Consider the following 19,327-nt stretch of genomic DNA (forward strand, 5'->3'; position numbering starts at 1 on the left):
CAGATATGGTATGAAATAATGTTCGAAGGTAATTTTAGTTAAATGAGTGGTAAAATTTCTATGTCAGATATTTTTTCTATTTATTTACCAGTCATCCTCAAATTACCTCTATCTGATTCTTTATTTTTGTAGAAAATATACCGATGAAAAAAACTTTGATACTTGTGCGCCACGCCGCGGCCGAAGACCAGAAATTAATGGTTCGGGATTTTGAAAGAGAATTGGTGGGAAAAGGCAAAACGGATTCATCAGCGATGGGCAGATGGCTGGTGGGAAAAGGTATCAGTCCGGATTATTTCGTATCAAGTCCGGCGGCTCGCGCTTATCAGACGGCTGTGATTATGGGTGATCAATTGCATTTTCAGGCATCAGAAATTGTCAAAGTCGATGTTTTGTATGATGGCGGACCGAGGGGATATTTAAGTGCTGTGAACGCGTTGCCGGAATCCAGCAATGTCGTTGCACTTTTTGGACACAATCCGGATATAACTTATTTTGGAGAATATCTTTCAGGAAAAGATCTGGATTCGATGTCAAAATGTAGTCTGGTGATTATAGATTTTGAAAACCAGGACTGGGCAGAGGTTTCTGCAAAAACGGGCCGATTTATTTTATATCAAACTCCCAAAGAATTGCGGGATTTAAATTAGTGATGGAAGAAAAACCAAACCGTAACCGCCGGATTTTTATCATCGTATTCATCCTTTTTGTATCGCTGTTTATTTATATCAGTTACGATATGGCGAGCAGAACTACGGCGCCGTGGAACAAACCAAAACAACTTGAACGCGCCTTACCGATCAATGCTCCGGAAACGGATACGTTAGGACTGGACTCGATGTTGAGAGAAGTCAAATAATTATTGACCTGTTATTTTCTCGGGTGAAATTCGGTGATAATTTGTCTTAAATAGTCGCGGTCAAGATGGGTGTATATTTCCGTAGTTGTTATGGATTCGTGGCCAAGCATTTCCTGCACAGCACGCAGACTTGCCCCGCCTTCGATCAAATGCGTGGCAAAGGAATGACGGAAAGTATGGGGACTTACGTTCTTGGAAATTCCTGCTTTTTCTGCGGCGTCTTTTATAATTAAAAAAACCATAACGCGGGAGAGCTGGCCGCCGCGTCGGTTTAAAAAAACAATATCTTCACTTTCTTTTTTTGCTTCGATTTCGCTGCGTACGTGATCGAGGTAAAGCTGCGTGTATCTGATCGCTTCTTTCCCGATCGGAACAAGTCTGACTTTATCTCCTTTTCCTAAAATCCGTATAAATCCGATATCAAAATAGCAAAAAGTTAGTTGAAGGCCGACTAACTCTGAGACGCGTAATCCTGAACTATATAAAACTTCAATAATAGCCCGGTTGCGTGTTCCTTCTGGCGTAGAATGGTCAATTGCCTGTAAAATCTGCTCAATTTCTTCATAGGAAAGCACGTCAGGCAGTTTGCGCGGCAGACGTGGCGCTTCGATTAATTCGGTTGGATCTTCCGTGATTTCATTTTCCAGTATCAGGTATTTATAAAATGCTTTGATGCCGGATAACATTCTGGCCTGGGTATGCGCTGACAAACCTAATTCAGATAAATATTTAAGAAATGCCAGTAAATGTTCTTCTTTGATATCGGCAGGAGATAGGTTTATTGTCGCTAATTCAAGATATTCAGCAAGTTTTTCAGTGTCGCGAATGTATGCCTGCACGGAATTGTCAGAAAATGACCTTTCGAGTCGCAGGTAATTTTTAAAATGTTTGATGTAGCTTTGCCACATAATAATACCGAATAGTTCTCTGGTGAGTGAATTTTCAGTTCACGAATTTGTTTAATCTGTAAATGTAAGGCCCGATCTTGCTGTATGAAAAAAATATTAATTCTTAATGGTCCGAATCTTAATCTTCTAGGCACGCGTGAACCAACCGTTTATGGGAAACAGACTTTCGAAGACTATTTTCAGGCGCTTAAAAACGAATTTCCCAAAACCCAATTACATTACTACCAGTCAAATCACGAAGGTGATCTAATTGACAAAATTCATGAAGTCGGTTTTTCTTTTGATGGAATTATTGTAAATGCCGGTGGTTATTCCCATACATCCGTTGCGCTTGCGGATGCTTTATCCGCTGTTACAACACCAGCTGTCGAAGTACACATTTCTAATATCCATGCCCGTGAAAAATTCCGCCACCATAGTTTTCTGACAGATCGCTGCAAAGGGATGATTTGTGGTTTGGGGTTAAAAGGTTACGAAATGGCTGTGCGCTACTTTCTGTAACTAACGGAAAATAGCGTTACTAAAAAGTATTTTACCATTGTACAGCATTCCGCGAAAAAGCGGGTCATCCATCAGGTACACAACATGTCCCTGACCCATTTTCTGTACGCCCATAATTAACGTATTTTTTAGCTTTTCGGTCGCTTTATTTCCTACGAATCCAGCTTTGTATCCCGTTTCAGAAAGGTAGCCTACGTTCCATCCCTCTGACAAATAGTCAATACCGTAAGCGTTTCTGACGATGCTGAAATATTCTTTGCCGCAACCAAATGCGAGCGGATGCGTTGTATCCATAGTAACCTGATACATACTTCCGGGAGAGGAATAACTACTTTCATCCCGCTCTCTGGCGCCGAATTTTCTAAATGGGTCTGTATTTTTTTTCGGACCGGACATCTTTCTGGAAATATCAAAACCCGGCTTGTTTAAAAAGGCTTCGTTAGCATTTTCCATCACAATAAGCCTGCCACCTCTTTTGATCCAATCCTGCAAAGCAGTTAGCATTTTATCATTCAGAATACCCAAATAATTTCCATCCGGTAAAATCAAAACATTGACCTGATCCAAAGGGAGCTGAGCGATTTTATTTGACGAAATTAAAGTCAGAGGATATTTTATCTGCTGTTCAAAATAATGCCATACTGCCCCCAGCGAAGTCGTCGAAATTCCCTCTCCATACAACGTGACGACTTTTGGGGGAGTTATGGAAACGACTTCATCGGATCCATAATCAACACCAGAGCTTACGGATCCTGTGGATGTTGGAAATAATTTTATGCGATGTTTCGTAGCTAGCGAGGTAACTAAGCTATCAAAATTATAAACACTGTTTCCCTTTTTGGTAATGATCAGAGTTCCCGCATCAAACGAAGTATTATTCGCTTCGAATGGAACATTTGAACTGCGAACCAGGATTTTTCTTTTCAATAATTCTGAAAGAAATACAGCACCATTGACACTATTCCACCGGGCAAGGTACGCGTAAGGTTTTGCAGCAGGAATATTATTATCAATTTTTTCAGGTTGATATGGTGACGATGTAAGCTTTTCTTTAATACCATATGCCTGTAAACCATATAGATAGGAGAGCCCCCAACTGGTAATGTCGTACGTGATCGAATCTTCCAGAATGGGCTGCGCTTCAAAAAGTATTTTAAGTAAATTGGATTTTGGCTGATAGGCACTGATCAACAGATCGTTTGTCTCCGTTTTGATGTTTTGTTCCGTGAGATTTGTCAGCTCTGTGCCTTTCAGGGTCAGACTCTTTCCGGTAATCCCATATTCAAAACCTTGTTTGGTAAGCCATTCGCTGAAAGCCCTGACACGTTCCTCATTTCCCTGATTTTTGATGAGGTATGTTTTGTAGCTGCCAGTCGGCTTTTGAACCGCATTGTCATAAAAGTTGATGAACTCGCTAACGATCTTTTCTTTTTGTGCAGAAATAGTTTCCAATGTCGCCAGACTCGTTATGTAGTGATGTTCAATGCGGCTTTTAAGTGTGAGCGTATCGTTTTGGTCAGGGCGGGAAAGCGCCAGACCTCCGCGACCGCCGCCGCCTTGTTCATAGGTTATTCCGATAGCGCCGTTGTACGTTGGCCATGTGTCGCCATAACTTGGATAAAATAAATCGTAATCTTTTTTTGAGAAGTAGGTCCAGTTTCTCTGATCGAAGTATTTTCGGCAATTCTTGCCCAGAATTTCATTGAATTCTCGTTGCCATTTGGTGATGTCCTGATGATATGGCTTCGCGGCAGGCGGGAAATAGTAACTCCGGGCGGAACCCATTTCGTGAAAATCGGCATGTAAATGCGGCATCCATTGATTATAAAAGGCAACACGCTCCTGCGTTTCTTTCTGCGTTTGCCAAGCCCAGTCTCTATTCAGGTCGAACAAGTAGTGGTTAAAACGTCCTCCTGGCCACGGTTCGTCATGCTCCAATGCAAAAGGTGTCACATCAGGAACGGCGTTCTGAACGCGATTATACCACGAAACATAGCGCTCACGACCGTCCGGATTGCTGCATGGATCCAGAATGACAACCGTGTTCTTTAAGATTTCCTGTGTTAAAGTATTTGTTTTGTTCAATAATTCATGAAGCACTTTCATGGCTGTTTCCGAAGAAACCGCTTCATTCCCGTGTATATTGTAGCCAAGCCACGCTATCGCCGGTGTTTTTTCATTTGATGTGCTGCCGGTCGCTGAAACGCCGGCAGTCAATTTTATACTTTTTAAATGATTACTTCGGATATCTTCCAGACGCGATAGATTTTGGGGAGAAGCCACAATAGCGACCATCAGCGGCCTGCCTTCGTACGTACTTCCGTATTGAATTAACTTCACCCGATCAGGATTTTGGGCAGCGATGTTTTTATAATATTCCAGAACCTGGTGATGAAAGGTAAACTTATCTCCCAGAGGATAGCCCAAAAATTGTTCAGGCGTTATGTTCTGGGCATTGACTTGAAGAAAAACAAATGTGAGTAACAAGCCGTAAATATATCGGATCATAATAAGCTGGATGGAAAATTGAAATACGCCTTTCCAAATTTAAAAAGTAATAGGAATTTAACATCAGGTAATAATAGTTAAAAAAAAGTTTTCATTTTAAATCGCTGATAATAAAGGAACTAAAAATTATTTCGAAATTATTTTTATCTGACATTTGGAATTGAAAAATCAACCGTGCATATTTGCACCACGATAACGGAAACGGAGTCGGAAAAAGAAAGAAAAGTGCTTTAATTTAAGCGAAGTAGGAGACCAGTCGGCCCATTCGTCTAGCGGTTAGGACACGACCCTTTCACGGTTGAAACAGGGGTTCGATTCCCCTATGGGTCACACGATTGGCCGTTTCGGCCTAGTGTGAAAAATTTAAGACGCTCTAAATGAAAATTTAGAGCGTCTTTTTTTTTATGGCATGCACTTTGATATTTTGACTTTTGGAGGTCAAAATACTGAATCTTCCTCTTACCACTCATCCCCGTTTCCCAACCCTTCGTCTCCCAAACCTTACAGTATGTCGACAGCTGCTTTCTGACGCTCCTCTGACAATTAACATCCTTATATTTTTGCTAAAACAAATACTAAAATAAGTCTGATCTGTTACCGCTGATTGTTGTTTTTCGACTAATACCCGAAACCAATAAATATTAAGCCAGCAGCTGCATGTGCGATTTTGTTTAATGTCGTAACATTTTTAACTGATTGAGATTACAAATCTCTGTAAGTGTATTTTAACAAATCAATAGCCATGAAAAATTTAAGAATCATTCAACGGAGAATTTTGCTTACCGCAATTTTCGCTGCAAATTTTGGATTATCATTTATCCAAGCCCAGCCATTACAAGAAGTTCTTCCTCCAAAAGGTTACTGGACAGTAGAAACAAATCCAAAAAATCCGATCGGATCGATTATTCGTTTTTATACTGAAGATTCCAAACTGGTGTACGAAGAGTATCTGAAAAAGGTCTCACTAGATGTGGAACGCCCGAAAACGGTTGTTTTGCTTAATGCGGCTTTGGATGAAGTGTTGATCAGCTTTGAGATTTCGCAGACATCCGTTAAAAATGGAAATGTCGTGGCCGAATTAAAAAGACGTGGCGTGGATGAGCAGCTTTATGCCGGACGTAAAAATTAAAGGTACTTCATCAACAAATTAAAGGTCAGGCAAAGCAGAAAGGCGTTTTCAGACCGGATAGGATAAACTCAGCGCTCAGTGTTTTTCTATTTTCTGCTTCGCGTGAATCATTCTCTAAAATTACGGTTTGTTTTTCCGTGCTTTATAATCCAGAAAACGTTGGTTATATTCTTTCATTTCTCGCTGATTAAATCCCTTTTGCAGGCGTTCCGGGAGCTCCAGCCTTTCCTGTATCTGTAAAGAATTTGAATATTCAACCAGTGTATTTTCCCCCTTTTCATCTTTTTGCAAATCAAAAGAGTCATATAAATCGCCGTTTACAGTATAGGCTTTAAAGGAAAGCGTCTTGTCGTCAATAATAACTGCCTGATACAGCTGCGTGTTCGAAGCGGCACGGTCCATCCAGTTTTGAAGGCCAATATCATACATTTTCGGTCCGCTTACGGATACAACATAAACTGGCCCGTCGGGCTTTTTCCGGCTTTGACCCAGAGGCATGTTAATTCCCCTCGCATACGAGTGGTCGTGCCCCTGTAAGACTATATCGATTTTATATTTTTTGTACAACGGTTCCATTTTTTCGCGCCAGTTCTTATTGTCGCGACTAAGTTTTGTCGAATAAATCGGATGATGGTGGACAACAACCATCCAGCGCATCCCATGATTCTGAGCAACTTTTTCAAACCAGGCTATCTGGTTTTTCATGACCAGGGAATCTGAAAATGCGGCTTCGGAATCCATCATTATAAACCGGGTTTCCTGATAGTCGATATAATAAGCCGTTTCTGGCAAACCTTCCGGCCCATTTTCCGGTAAAGCAAACTGCGGACGCCAGTGCATTGAGAGCTGAGCCTTTTTATCCTGACCCCGAAAATATTCATGATTTCCAGGTATTGACAAACTCGGTATCATTCCGTTCAGCCATCCGCCAGCTTCAAACCACTCGCCCCACTGATAATCCTCGTTGGCTTTATTAATTAAATCGCCTGCATGAATAATAAAGTCAGCCTTTGGAAATGACGAATAAGCTCCGCGGATCGCTCGCGACCATAAGGACCGGACATCACTTTGTGCGTCTCCAAAATATAAAAATGAAAGAGGGGCTGGTTTCTCAGAAGCGGTGGTAAAATGAAACCATTCGCTCCATCTTCTACCGTCGCCAACACGATACATATACTGCGCAGAAGGTTTCAGGTCAGTAAAATGAACTTCATGGTACTGCACCTCCCTTTTGTCAAGTACCAGCGACTGACTTTTTGCTTCTACACTTTTTGCGTTTTTTGAAAAATCCGGCGACGGATCGGCTTCCTGGATTTCAGCAACCGCTTTTTTTACAGATTGATCGGTTCGCCAGTTAACCGCACGGGAATGTGCAGGATCGCCTTTCAGGCCCAGGATAATGCGATCAGGGAATCTGGACGGCGGATATGTTTTATTTTCCTGAGAAAAGCCTGGCTGAAATAAAATAACAAAAACTGCCATCGGCAGAAATTTTGACTTTATAAAGGAATTAAGATCGTACATCAATTTCAACCTGTTTAAATTTATAATATTACTTTTGTTGACTAAATAATCATTCGGATTGGATGTCAAGTTACCATGAATAATGATTTCATGCTATTCAGAACTCTGCGTTTAATGATAAACCGATCCAAAACTTCCCGTACCTTTGCAGCGTGAAAATCGAGATCCGCAGTGCTTTGAAAAAGAAAACCTTATTTATTACTCCGCCTTTTACGCAACTGAATACGCCTTATCCAGCAACAGCTTACCTGAAAGGTTTTCTGAATACGCTGGGACGAGAGTCGCATCAGGCTGATTTGGGTATCGATGTAATTCTGGCACTTTTTTCTTCAAAGGGTTTAAAGAAAATGTTTGAAGATCTGGACAATTCGGATGCGGAGCTAACAGACAACAGTTTCAGGATTTATTCTCTTCGCGATGAATATATCAGTACCATTGATCCTGTTATTCGTTTTCTGAAAAATAGAAATCCAACACTTGCCCATAGTATTTGCGACCGGACCTATTTGCCGGAAGCCGCGCGTTTCCAGCAGCTGGAAGATATGGACTGGGCTTTTGGCACCATGGGAATTCATGATAAAGCCAGGCATTTGGCCACGTTGTATCTTGAAGATCTTGGTGATTTAATCCAGGAGGCTGTGGATCCTCATTTCGGTTTCAGCCGTTATGCTGAGCGCTTGGGAAGATCTGCTACGCATTTTGACGAAATGTGTGAAGCGCTGCAAATGCCCGATACCTTATTGACAACCTTGCTGGTTGAAATCCTGGAAGAAAAAATTAAAACATATCAGCCTGATATCCTTTGTATCACCGTGCCTTTTCCCGGAAACCTGTACGGCGGTATGAAATGCGGACAATACGTCAAGCAGTTTCATCCGGAAATGAGTGTTGTGATGGGTGGAGGTTTTGCAAATACAGAATTACGTTCGCTGAAAGAACCGAGGGTTTTCGATTATATTGATTTTGTTTGTCTCGACGACGGCGAGGCTCCGTTACTTTCTCTGCTCGAATATCTCGACGGAGAACGTGAAATTGGGCAGCTGAAACGCGTCTATGCTCGGACGGATGGAAAAGTAATTTATTATAACGGCGCGAAAGAAAGAGATGTGCCTCAGCGTGATACCGGAACGCCGGATTACAGCGATCTTCCATTGCATGATTATTTGTCAGTAATTGAGATCGTCAATCCGATGCACAGACTTTGGAGTGATGGTCGTTGGAATAAACTGACCCTCGCGCATGGGTGTTACTGGGGGAAATGTTCCTTTTGCGATATCTCGCTGGATTATATCAAACGTTACGAGCCAATGACGGCCGCGTTATTATGCGATCGTATCGAAGAAATAATTGAACAAACGCAGCAAAACGGATTTCACTTTGTTGATGAAGCTGCACCGCCGGCTTTACTTCGTGACCTTGCGTTGGAAATTATTCGTAGAAAATTAACGGTGGTCTGGTGGACCAATATCCGTTTTGAGAAAAATTTCACACACGATCTTTGTCTGCTTTTAAAAGCTTCAGGCTGTATTGCAATCTCCGGAGGACTTGAAGTTGCTTCAGACCGTTTGCTTGAACGAATGAAAAAGGGCGTGACTGTCGCACAGGTCGCGCGTGTTGCTGACGCTTTTACACAAGCAGGTATCATGGTTCATGCGTATCTGATGTATGGCTTTCCTACACAGACAATGCAGGAAACGGTGGATGCTTTGGAAATGGTTCGGCAGTTATTTCAGCAGGGAATTGTTCAGTCAGGATTCTGGCATCGATTTGCGATGACGGCCCATAGTCCGGTCGGGCTTCATCCGGAAGAATTTGATGTGATGCGGATCGGTCCGGAGCTGGGAAAATTTGCCAATAACGATCTGGAACATAATGATCCGCTTGGAGCCAATCACGACTTGTTTTCGGAAGGTTTGCGGAAGTCGTTATTCAATTATATGCATGGCGTCTGTTTTGACTTTCCATTATCGAAATGGTTTGATTTTAAAATTCCATCGACCTCAATTCCGCCAAGATATATTGAAAAAAGTATAAGCCATTTCCCGGATGCGATCCCTCGCACGAACGCGATGGTAATTTGGACAGGAAGTTTACCGACACTTTCTGTTTTCCAGGAAAAACAGGGAAAAAGAGTCGTTGAAATTGCGGAACTGATTTTCTACAATAAAAAGCAGGAGTGGGCTTTGGAGACTTCGCCAGTTATAGGTGAATGGCTGGAAGAAAAAATGCCGGATCTGTTAATTGGAAAACATGAGCCTTATTCATTAGAACGCTTAAAAAATGACTACGAAGCGCAGGGCCTGGGCGACTTCGATACTTTCATGAAATCAAAAGAATGGGAGGAATTGAAAAGCGGAGGATTACTGATCGTATAAAAAAGGCGCAATGAATTATCGCGTCCATTGCGAAACCCATTGCGTCCATTGCGGTTAAAACAAATCCTTATCTGATCACTTCAAATTTCAATAAATCATCGTCAAAAACTGTAAAGACAGCCGGATAACCCACAGCCAGACGGCCAATTTTATCAGCAAGTCCAACTGCTTTTGCTGGACGAATAGTAGCCATTTCGATAGCTTCCTGAACTGGAATTCCAACTTCCTTCACCGCATTTCTAACAGCATCGCCGAGAGAAATTGTTGCACCAGCCAGATTACCTTCTGAATTGTTATATTGTCCGTTTTGCAGAAAAGCATCAAACTCACCCCATTTAAATTCCGTCACTTTTTCTCCGACAAACAAAGCATCAGAAATCAGGAACAATTTGTCTTTTTTGGATTGATATGCAATTCTCGCAGCTGCGTAATCGCAATGCACACCGTCCATGATAATCGGCGCATATACCGAATCTGTATCAAAAATTGCTCCAACCAGTCCTGGCTGACGATGCCCAAATGGCGACATAGCGTTATATAAATGCGTTACCAACTGAATTCCCAGTCCGAACGCCGCGGTAGCTTCCTGATAAGTCGCATTGGAATGTCCGGCTGATACCGTAATTCCAGATGCTATAAGTCTTTCAATTTGTTCGGGCGAGAACATTTCGGGAGCAATAGTAATTAATTTAATCACATCACGACCATGGCTTATGATTGCTTCCAGTTCTGTATCGGTTGGTTTTCTTACGTATTCGGAAAGATGGGCTCCGCGTTTCACAGGATTTAAAAAAGGACCTTCCAGATGCATTCCCAAAACACCTGAATCCGGGTTTTTCCGTTGATAAGTTCTCATCGCCGTGATCCCTTTCAAAATATTTTCGAGCGATGAAGTAATCAGCGTCGGAAAAACATAAGCCGTTCCTTCTAAGAAACTTGACTGGTAAATGTCGTCAATTGTTTCTTCGTCAGCTTTTTCAGTAAAGTGAAATTTTTCTCCACCGTTGATATGGATGTCAAAAAGTCCGGCACTGATATTTTGAACATGATTTAAGCCGAGGTCATAACTTGACGGTTCTATGCCGGCGATAACTCCATTTTCAATAGTAATAATTTGATTAAGCAATACCTCTTGGCCGGTATACACTTTCTCTGCAAATATCTGACTGGACATAAGTTAGGGGACTTTAAATGGCGGTTTAGGAATCAGGAAAAAGTTATCATTTAATGATAATGTCAAATTTAGTCAAAAGACCAGCCAAATCAGAAGATAGAAATTTAGCTTTTTTGACATTATTGCTAGCCGGATCAATGGAAAAATTTTGACTTGTGGTGAAGTCAACACCGCTAAGGTTGGTTGATAAAAATATCGCCCCGAATAAATCGCAGTTTGTAAATTTCGATTTTGAAAGATCAGCCTGGGTAAAATCTGCTCCGTTAATTTTACAATCTATGAAGATACTTTTGTTCAGCTTTTTATTGTCAAAGTTGGTATAGTCCAGCATACATTTCTCAAAACGGACAGAAAATCCAAATTCTTTGGTATCTGAGAAATTCACGCCGATCATCTTGCAATCAATAAATTCGACGTCAAACATTTTGCAGTTTGCGACAATCGCGTTACTTAAATTACAGCCAATAAAAGAACAGTCGGTAAAATCAGTTCCGGAAATATCAGTGAACGTACAGTTGGTAAATTCAACCTGTTCAAAACTTTGCTGCGGTAAATACTGATTGGTGAAATCGATATTACTGATTAACTCGACGTTTCTCTTATTGTACATTAAAGTAAGACTTAAAATTTCTATAAATATTTACTGATGACGCTTTGAAGTTGATTCGCCTGCACGACGCCCGATTGTCTCCACATCACTTTCCCATGCTTGAAGACGATCAACGTGGGGACTCCCTGGATTTTATATGCTTTTGCTGCCGATGGATTTTTATCCACGTCCACTTTTATTATCGTTGCTTTATCTCCTAAACCCGCTTTCAGTTCTTCCAGAATGGGTTTCATCATTTTACACGGGCCACACCACTCAGCGGAAAAATCGACTAAAACTGGTTTATTGCTATTTATTAAATCCGAAAATGCTGACATCTTTTTCTAATGGATTAGTACAACATAATAACCAATCCGAAGACGGAATGGTTTGCCAATTCTGATATGATTTTATGGTATCAAAAATCGTACGAGAAAAGGTTATCCGAGCCTGGTTTTAAGGAACTTTCCGAAACGTTTTTCAATAAATTCGTAGGTATAGTGCGAATAGAAAATCGTCAATGCAATTGAAATGATCAGCGAACAGGCTATATGCGTTTCTGTTGGTGTCCATTTCAGAACACGGAAAAGGCAGATATTTACGAAAATCAGCACAATGGCGTGATTCAGGTAAATGGAGTAGGATATTTGCCCAAGATACTGAAACGGCTTGCTTGAAAGAAGCCGCGTAATGATGCCTGTTGAAGAAGCAAAAATGACAATACCGACAGAAAACAAAACCGGGAAAATCAGCCGGATCATATTCCATTCGTAGTGATGCGTTACATACATCGCAGCAACCAGAATGATTAGATAAGGGATTTCAAAAAAAGTAAGCTGGAAAGTTCTGTTGCATAAGAATGTAAAAGTGAAAATTCCCATACAAAAACAAAGCAAACCGCGGACAAAACCGTAGTCGTATACAAGCATATATTCGCCTTTGTAAACAATGAAGGAAACGCACAAAGTGCTCAGAAGCAGAAATGCCCAATATTTTTTTGAAGGAATCAGTAACAAAACCAAGCCGAATACGATGTAAGAAATCATTTCAGACGATATTGACCAGGCAGGATAATTAATTCCCATCCAGTCGCCAAGGATTGGGGTTGATCCCATGAAGGTCAGTGTGTCCAGACCGGCCTGCAAATAGTATGACAGCTGCATATCACTTACATTTTTCAGCGCACTTTGGTCGCCGACCAGATTGGCAATAATGAATATTACTTCTGTATAAAACAGCAGCGGATAAAGTCTGATAAAGCGTTTTTTGATGAAGGTAACAAAGTCTTCTCCCGTACGTATTTTTTCAAGATAATTCATCGCGATTACAAAACCGCTTAGCACAAAGAAGAAATCGACGAAAAGACTGGAATTGATGACAAAAAAGTTATTATAAAAAATGGATTCCCTAAATGCGTTGTGATGGTGGGCAACGACAAGAATGGAAAAAATCCCGCGTAATCCATCTAACTGTTCAACTCTTTGTCTCATGGGCAAGTGTGATGAGCCTCAATATAAGTTTGTTGAGGCTGCTTCTCAATATAGTGCTGTTTCGTAATTAGGGATTTGCTGTAACTAATTGCTTCGGAGCTGGTTTTGCATTGAACTTGTCAAAATATTTAATTCCCAAAAAGCGGATCATAACAGCATATGGAAACCAGTATGCAATGTCATACGGACGTCCGCCGGATATTAACAGTACGATAAGCGATAAGAAGAAATAGGCCAGGAATGTTGACAACGGGCTTGTGTTTCTCTTAATTTCCTGTAGAGAATAAATGAAGAGAAAGAAGTTAAAGCCATTGAAAAACAGGAAGCCAAGTATTCCGTGATTTACCCACGCTTCAAGAATTGGGATGTCGAGAAACCCGAATTTATATCCCTTGCCAAGGAAAACATCCCATGAATAAATCGTGTCCAGGAAGTCGGCAAACCCGCTGACACGACCCATTGCGGAGGCATCAATGTCGGCTGTTTCTGTAAGTTTGACACCCAGAGAGGTGAAAACTACGTCCATGATCCGGTCTTCAAAAACACTCCAGTAATTTACAAGACTGTAATAAACGTTGCTGTAAACTTTAAGAAAATAGTTGATGCCGATGATTACGATAACGAGAACAATGAGGTTTTTGAAGGAGAAAAGACTGCCAATCGCGGAGAAAATTCTCGTGACTTTAAAGTTGTAAAAAACATACAACGCAACCATAATCCCTACGCCAAGATAACTGGATTTTGCCAGCGAGATGACAATTACTCCAAGGCTGAAAAGAACAGAAAAGTATAAAAATAATCGTCCAAAAACGCTTTTGTAACGCGGAATTAGAACTAATGCAGACAATAAACAAATTACTCCGTTTCTGGCTGTAATATGAGGATTTCCTCCTGCTTGCGCTCCTTCGTTGGAAAAACTAACCGCAGCACGCATACCTACCGTCCAGCTTGGATCGGTCATAAGTGAGTAAACGAGCGTTATGTTTGAGAAGAGTGAGAAGATAAATAAAACAGGTACGACCGTTTCCTGAACATCGCTGGGTATACTGAGCAGCAGGATCAGAAAGGCAAAAATAAACACGTAGTTACCAATATCAGTAACCCCTGTTCCGACGGGGTTAAAAAAGACAAAGTAATACATCGAAATGGCCAGGAAGCCTACACCGAGATTAAACAGGATGGGATTCGGCTTGTAAAACCTCAGAAAAAGATAAGTTGGCGTCATTAGAAGGAGCGCCAAAAGAAAAAAGATAGCCGTAAACGTACTACTCGCCGGGCCGATCCCTAAGGTATCACGAAAAAAGAATATCAAAGGAAATCCGTTAAACATCATCGCGATGCCAACAGAATACCTCAAAAAATTAAAGTTCCTTATTAAAGCTGTTAGATTCAAATTCATCTTGATAATCTGAAACGTATGTATTTGAAATCAAATCGGAATAAAAAATAGGATACTTTTCGAATCCTGCACCAAAGATACCGTATTTTGTTAAGAGCAGGGAAGGAAATCGCAGAATTGTACAATTTTTGTATTCTGAGATGTTCCTCTGATCCTACGGAAGCAATGGTTGAAGACTTTGCATCAGCATGAACTCTGAGTGCGCCTCCTAACCCTTCAATTTTCCGGATTTTTGTGGAATCATGGAGCGTGTAACGCGTGATAAATTCATAGTCAAACGCAAATCGAAATGATTCGTCAAACTTACCATATTTTTCAACCAGCGATTTTTTGAAAAACAAAGACTGATTATGAATCTGCATACCTTCCAAAATTTGACAGGTGAGGCTGTAGGACGTCGTTTTCAATATTTCAGTCACTTCGTCATCCGTTGTGATCATGAACAGGTCGCCATATAAAATATCCGCTGATTGTTCCAACGCCGCCTTACCAAAACGTTGAAATGTTCCGGGAAAATATACATCGTCTGAATTTTGAAAACTTATCCAGTCACCGGTCGCTCTTTCAAGTCCTTTATTGATGGCGTGAACCTGCCCGTTATCTTTTTCGGAAACCCAGTAGGCGAGATACTTTTCATATTTTTTAATCACCTCGACACTTCTGTCCGTTGAACCTCCATCGACAATAATATATTCCAGATTTGGATAGTTCTGGTTCAAAACACTTAAAATTGTGCGTTCCAGAAAATCCGCCTGGTTGTAGGAAGGTGTTATGATCGTCAGCCTGGGATATCCCTTGCCCGCGACATTCGTGGGATTATTAATCGTCAATTTTGATAAAAAATCACGAAGCTCTGATGTACTTTCCTGAAGCGGTTTCATACTTTGTTTAATTCCTGTTTATTGACCTTGAAACTGGTCAACGAATTTTGTTATAGCTTTTAGTTTGCCAGCAATATTTCTGCGTAAAACTCTCCGGCTGCTTATATGAGATGGCCGGCCAAATCCTGGTTCGCCATTTATTTTTTCATATTTTTTCAAACTGTGCTGATACTTGTCCAGCAACTTTTTGAAAACATTATTTTGATTGACCAAACGGGTATGTTCCGACCAGACTGGATGATAATTTCCAAGACCTGCAAAGTCAACGGAGATCAGTTTTTCGTCATCAACAAAAAAACTTCCGTTCTCTTCTTTCAAATTTTTATTCAATACACTGTGCAAACCATAATGCCAGCCCGCATGTTGGATCTGGACTGTATTTTTTACCCACACCGGCGCATAGTTAAGCCAGAGCTGATCCATACACATACCGTTGCAAAGGTCGAATTTGGCTCTGTCAATCGTACGATGAGACCACCAGTCCAACAATTTTGAAGTTTCTTCACCTGGCTTGATAACCCAGCTTCCAGAATGGAACATCCCGATGTTAAGAACGCGTTTATCGTCCAGGATTTTTGAGTTGACAAGTGGTTTGGTAATATGAGGTGTCAGTAAAAGCTCAGCTGACTCATTTCCGATTTCCTGCGTTGAGCTGAAAAGCAATGTTGTAGGAGCCAGGAAAGTAAGTTTTTCGCAGGCCTTCTGCTTTTTTAAAATTCCTTTTGCAAACCAGGGACGGGCAGCAGCTACAATCTCAAAATCGTAATAGTTCGAACACATTTGTCCCCATTCAGGAACATCAATATCTTCAACAGAGATTAATTTGATCCCATTCTGTAATTTTGGTAAAGGCACTGTATCCGCCCAGCCAATGTAAAAAACTGAATCCGGATGAAACTGCAGCACAGAAGTACCCAAAGCCATAGCATTAGGGAGTTGCAATCTGTTACAGACGGTAAAAATTATATTCATTCTGTGTGTTTCTCGTTCCTATTTATAAAATGGAAGACTGTCCAGGTTATTCATATCGATTCCACAAATTCCGGTTGGCCATGCGTCCCGGTTGTCGGCATAACCAAGAATATTACTGGCGTTTTGAGAAAATCGGTTTTGTACAATCGGTGTCGGTTTTCTCAGTTGAGGCCAGAAACGGTTTGCTTCAATTTCCCAAAACAGAGAATCTTTATTCTCGAAATTTTCATTCTGACGATAATAATGTGCTTCTTTTTTTCGTGCAGAAAGCGTCCTGATCATCCGTTGCACATGGCAAAGTTTCAAGCCATCATTTTCAAAACTCTTTCCTAATTCTTGTTTCTGGACTTCATTCAGACCCCAGATTCTGGAAAAGTCATTGACAATACTATTATTTGAGCCATATCTTCCAATCGGGTTAGCGTGCAGATAATCGTATCCCTGCTTACACCAATAATATATTTCATCTTTAACAATCCAGCTGTTCAGTTCATGAATCAAAACAAAATCACTCCACGTGAACCTTGCATAAAAATCTTCCATCAAAAACAGGTTTGATAAGGTCTGCCTTGATTCAAAATATTTTGCCTTGAATGTCAATACCTCCACACGATTATGTGCAGATTCAAAAGCTGACAAATCTGCTCCTTCATAGGTAAACAGGATTACCGGATATCTCGATAAAACTTCGAGACTATGACGTAAAACTTTTTCTTCATGGATCGTTAAATCCGCATTCAATATCGGAATCAGTATAGATACCAGTTCTTTCATTACAAAGTATCAATCTGATCAATTAAGTAATTAATAGGCATATTCAAGTACTTTCTTACACGAATATACCTTTTCACTTTTGTTGGTTTTATATAAGAACAAGGGAATTTTCGATAATAAGCATTGCCATTGCTAATCAGGCTGTTGCGATAAATATCAAAAAGTTCAGTTGCATCTTTACGCTCGGAAAGCTGGAATCTGTCCTGGTATTTAGATAAAACATCGGGCTTTTCCGGATCATAGCCGCTGTAATGAAAAAATATCAGCGGATTATTTTCATTAACATAAAAGACGTTATCTTTTTTTGAAAATTCGCGTTCATGCAAATTCCAGTAAGCAGCATTGTAACCCGGATTGCGTTCAATATGCGTATTTGAAACAAAAACCGGTAGAAAATTCATCCAGTTTTGATCTACAAAAAGGCCGTTACACAAATCGATCAGACACTCATAACGCAATTTCTCTTCCCACCATTTTATAAATTCAGCGTTCGGCCCACTTCTTCTGAAAGCTACAAATCCCAGATTATAAATTCCTGTGTTGAGATGGTGCAGCTCATTTGGAGTGAGTGTGTCGTCGATGGGCGTATTAACATGCGGGGTTAAAACGGCCTCATGTTTCTTCAATGAATCCAGCAGTCCGGTTAATGGCTGATATACAATAATATCCGGGTCAAAGTAAATTACGTTTTTAGCCTCAGGATAGTTTTTGAAAAAATAAGTAAAATAAAACGGCTTTACCGCAGTATTTAATTCTGTGATATTGTAGCGGCTGCACATATCCTCAAAACCCTCAATACCAATTTTGTCAATTTCGATCATCGGATACTTTGGCGTATAAGACTGTTCGAAACTCACACCTTCCTGATTGTCTACCAGGCCAATGACAAAAAGAATTTCAGGATTGGTAATAGCCAGTGAGTCGCCGAGAGTCCGCGCCTGAGCAAGGTAGTTTATTGAACAAATTGTAAAGGCAATGGTCATTGATTGTGTTTTTCGGAAACCTGCAAAGGTAGATACTTTTGAATGATCGCTTCAATTTTTGCAACACTTTTCACAGTATTGTGACGTTCCAAAACTTTTGTACGACCTTTTTGCCCCATAGTTTCTCGCAGGGATGGATCCAGGATAAGTTTGATGAGTGCTTCCGATGCCGCTGAGATGTCCATATAAGGAACAACAAAACCTGCGTCAGCTTCGATCAGTTCGGGAGCGCCGCCGGCGCCATCGAAACATACGACCGGGATTTCGTTCAATGCCGCTTCCAGAACAACGAGCGGATAAGGATCTTCCCGTGAGCTTAAAAGCAGAACATCAAACCGGGTAATGTAATCCAGTGCCTGAGGGGTGGGAGGTATCAGAATAATTCTGTTTTCCAATCCCATCAAATGAATGTCACTTTTGATCAGCTCAAAAATCTCGTGTTGCGGACCGGCACCAACCCAGACAAAATAGACTTCCAGCGGACTCGTTTTTTGGAGAACTCTTCTGGCAATCCAGTTGAAAATATCATTTCCCTTCCTCCATTCTGCATTTCCGCATCCGCCTATTACAACAGCATCTTTCGGAATTCCATATGTTTTTTCAAGAAGCTCCCGCTGTGCATTTTTTAACTTTTCATCAATGTGATCATGATCTATCAATGTGAAAGTGCTTACACGGTCCGCAGGAAAATCATAATTCTTCACATAATGATTGGCCACAGCTTTGGAAACGGCAATCAGATGATCAGTCTTTTTAAGTAAAAAAGAGAGGTGTTCCTGGTAAGTATATATTTTAACCGACATACCCAGTTCGTGAACGAAAAGGACTACCGGCAAATGGTGCAGAAATTTCAGGAAATCGTAGTAAACCTCCGCGTTTGCGATGGAGTTCACAAAAATCAATCCGATATTCTGGCTTTTTAATTCAGCAACAACCCGATCATTTTCTTTTTCAATTGCATGTTTTTCATATAACTTATGCAATCTTACTTTTTGTAAAAGCTTGCTGGAAAGATTAGAAACTGTATTTTCAGTACTGTATAATTTTGTAATCGTTACTACCTCAGCAAATTCCTGCTCCAATACTCCGCCATGACAGAGCAACAGGTGCATCGGAACGCCTTTTTCTTTCAGCAACCGAAGTAGCTGAAGCAAAAGAAGCTGACTTCCTGCCCGGTTGGCGTCGTGGCTTATAAATAGTATTTTTTGCGGGGTCATTCAGTTAAGTTCGTTGATATCAAATGGAGGTTCAAATAATTACG

Annotated in this window: 18 protein-coding genes and 1 tRNA gene; 6 read left to right on the top strand and 13 right to left on the bottom strand. The window is 40.8% G+C overall.

All coding sequences use genetic code 11. The annotated features are described in order from the left end of the window. Nucleotides 1–143: 143 nt before the first annotated feature. Complete coding sequence (locus BMY70_RS06230; RefSeq protein ID WP_090333451.1) at nt 144–650, top strand: SixA phosphatase family protein; 507 nt, start codon at nt 144–146, stop codon at nt 648–650. Between the two features lie 2 nt (nt 651–652). After that, entirely contained in the window at nt 653–859 is a 207-nt protein-coding gene (locus BMY70_RS06235) for a hypothetical protein (RefSeq protein ID WP_090333454.1), read from the top strand. A gap of 11 nt (nt 860–870) precedes the next feature. Here the strand turns inward: BMY70_RS06235 and xerD are convergent, their stop codons facing one another. After that, nucleotides 871–1,767: a site-specific tyrosine recombinase XerD gene (gene xerD, locus BMY70_RS06240; protein WP_090333457.1), complete on the bottom strand. Its 897-nt coding sequence runs from the start codon at nt 1,765–1,767 to the stop codon at nt 871–873. An 84-nt stretch (nt 1,768–1,851) separates the two neighbouring features. Between xerD and aroQ the strand changes: the two genes are divergently transcribed. Then, nucleotides 1,852–2,268, top strand: coding sequence for a type II 3-dehydroquinate dehydratase (gene aroQ / locus BMY70_RS06245; protein ID WP_090333459.1), 417 nt, complete (start codon nt 1,852–1,854; stop codon nt 2,266–2,268). On the opposite strand, the gene BMY70_RS06250 is transcribed toward aroQ, so the two are convergent. Then, nucleotides 2,269–4,776 (bottom strand): M14 metallopeptidase family protein, encoded by a 2,508-nt coding sequence (locus BMY70_RS06250; RefSeq protein ID WP_090333462.1) that lies wholly within the window; start codon nt 4,774–4,776, stop codon nt 2,269–2,271. It abuts the gene before it with no gap. Nucleotides 4,777–5,034: 258 nt separating this feature from the next. On the opposite strand from BMY70_RS06250, the gene BMY70_RS06255 reads away from it, so the two are divergent. After that, nucleotides 5,035–5,106: transfer RNA gene (locus BMY70_RS06255), tRNA-Glu, on the top strand. Nucleotides 5,107–5,518: 412 nt separating this feature from the next. Continuing rightward, nucleotides 5,519–5,905, top strand: a complete 387-nt coding sequence (locus BMY70_RS06260) for a hypothetical protein (RefSeq protein ID WP_090333465.1) — start codon at nt 5,519–5,521, stop codon at nt 5,903–5,905. 120 nt (nt 5,906–6,025) lie between these two features. On the opposite strand, the gene BMY70_RS06265 is transcribed toward BMY70_RS06260, so the two are convergent. Beyond that, nucleotides 6,026–7,387, bottom strand: a complete 1,362-nt coding sequence (locus BMY70_RS06265; RefSeq protein WP_090334758.1) for a purple acid phosphatase family protein — start codon at nt 7,385–7,387, stop codon at nt 6,026–6,028. 218 nt (nt 7,388–7,605) lie between these two features. On the opposite strand from BMY70_RS06265, the gene BMY70_RS06270 reads away from it, so the two are divergent. After that, nucleotides 7,606–9,804 (top strand): B12-binding domain-containing radical SAM protein, encoded by a 2,199-nt coding sequence (locus BMY70_RS06270; protein WP_090334759.1) that lies wholly within the window; start codon nt 7,606–7,608, stop codon nt 9,802–9,804. A 67-nt stretch (nt 9,805–9,871) separates the two neighbouring features. On the opposite strand, the gene nagA is transcribed toward BMY70_RS06270, so the two are convergent. From nagA to BMY70_RS06320, 10 genes are all read right to left on the bottom strand, one after another. Further along, nucleotides 9,872–10,978 (bottom strand): N-acetylglucosamine-6-phosphate deacetylase, encoded by a 1,107-nt coding sequence (gene nagA, locus BMY70_RS06275; protein ID WP_090333468.1) that lies wholly within the window; start codon nt 10,976–10,978, stop codon nt 9,872–9,874. Between the two features lie 46 nt (nt 10,979–11,024). After that, entirely contained in the window at nt 11,025–11,588 is a 564-nt protein-coding gene (locus tag BMY70_RS06280) for a pentapeptide repeat-containing protein (RefSeq protein ID WP_090333471.1), read from the bottom strand. A gap of 20 nt (nt 11,589–11,608) precedes the next feature. After that, on the bottom strand, nt 11,609–11,905 hold the full coding sequence (gene trxA, locus BMY70_RS06285; RefSeq protein WP_090333473.1) for a thioredoxin: 297 nt from the start codon (nt 11,903–11,905) through the stop codon (nt 11,609–11,611). A 102-nt stretch (nt 11,906–12,007) separates the two neighbouring features. After that, nucleotides 12,008–13,057 (bottom strand): acyltransferase family protein, encoded by a 1,050-nt coding sequence (locus tag BMY70_RS06290; protein WP_090333476.1) that lies wholly within the window; start codon nt 13,055–13,057, stop codon nt 12,008–12,010. A gap of 67 nt (nt 13,058–13,124) precedes the next feature. Beyond that, nucleotides 13,125–14,414, bottom strand: coding sequence for a hypothetical protein (locus BMY70_RS06295; RefSeq protein ID WP_229209504.1), 1,290 nt, complete (start codon nt 14,412–14,414; stop codon nt 13,125–13,127). A gap of 38 nt (nt 14,415–14,452) precedes the next feature. Next, complete coding sequence (locus BMY70_RS06300; protein WP_090333485.1) at nt 14,453–15,337, bottom strand: glycosyltransferase family 2 protein; 885 nt, start codon at nt 15,335–15,337, stop codon at nt 14,453–14,455. A gap of 18 nt (nt 15,338–15,355) precedes the next feature. Continuing rightward, entirely contained in the window at nt 15,356–16,309 is a 954-nt protein-coding gene (locus BMY70_RS06305) for a hypothetical protein (RefSeq protein WP_090333488.1), read from the bottom strand. 18 nt (nt 16,310–16,327) lie between these two features. Continuing rightward, complete coding sequence (locus BMY70_RS06310; protein WP_090333491.1) at nt 16,328–17,083, bottom strand: DUF5672 family protein; 756 nt, start codon at nt 17,081–17,083, stop codon at nt 16,328–16,330. Then, nucleotides 17,083–18,066, bottom strand: a complete 984-nt coding sequence (locus BMY70_RS06315) for a glycosyl transferase (RefSeq protein ID WP_090333494.1) — start codon at nt 18,064–18,066, stop codon at nt 17,083–17,085. The genes BMY70_RS06310 and BMY70_RS06315 overlap by 1 nt, the downstream gene beginning before the upstream one ends. Continuing rightward, nucleotides 18,063–19,283 (bottom strand): glycosyltransferase family 4 protein, encoded by a 1,221-nt coding sequence (locus BMY70_RS06320; protein ID WP_090333496.1) that lies wholly within the window; start codon nt 19,281–19,283, stop codon nt 18,063–18,065. The genes BMY70_RS06315 and BMY70_RS06320 overlap by 4 nt, the downstream gene beginning before the upstream one ends. Nucleotides 19,284–19,327 lie beyond the last annotated feature (44 nt).

The sequence above is a fragment of the Dyadobacter koreensis genome (assembly GCF_900108855.1).
Classification (GTDB): domain Bacteria; phylum Bacteroidota; class Bacteroidia; order Cytophagales; family Spirosomataceae; genus Dyadobacter; species Dyadobacter koreensis.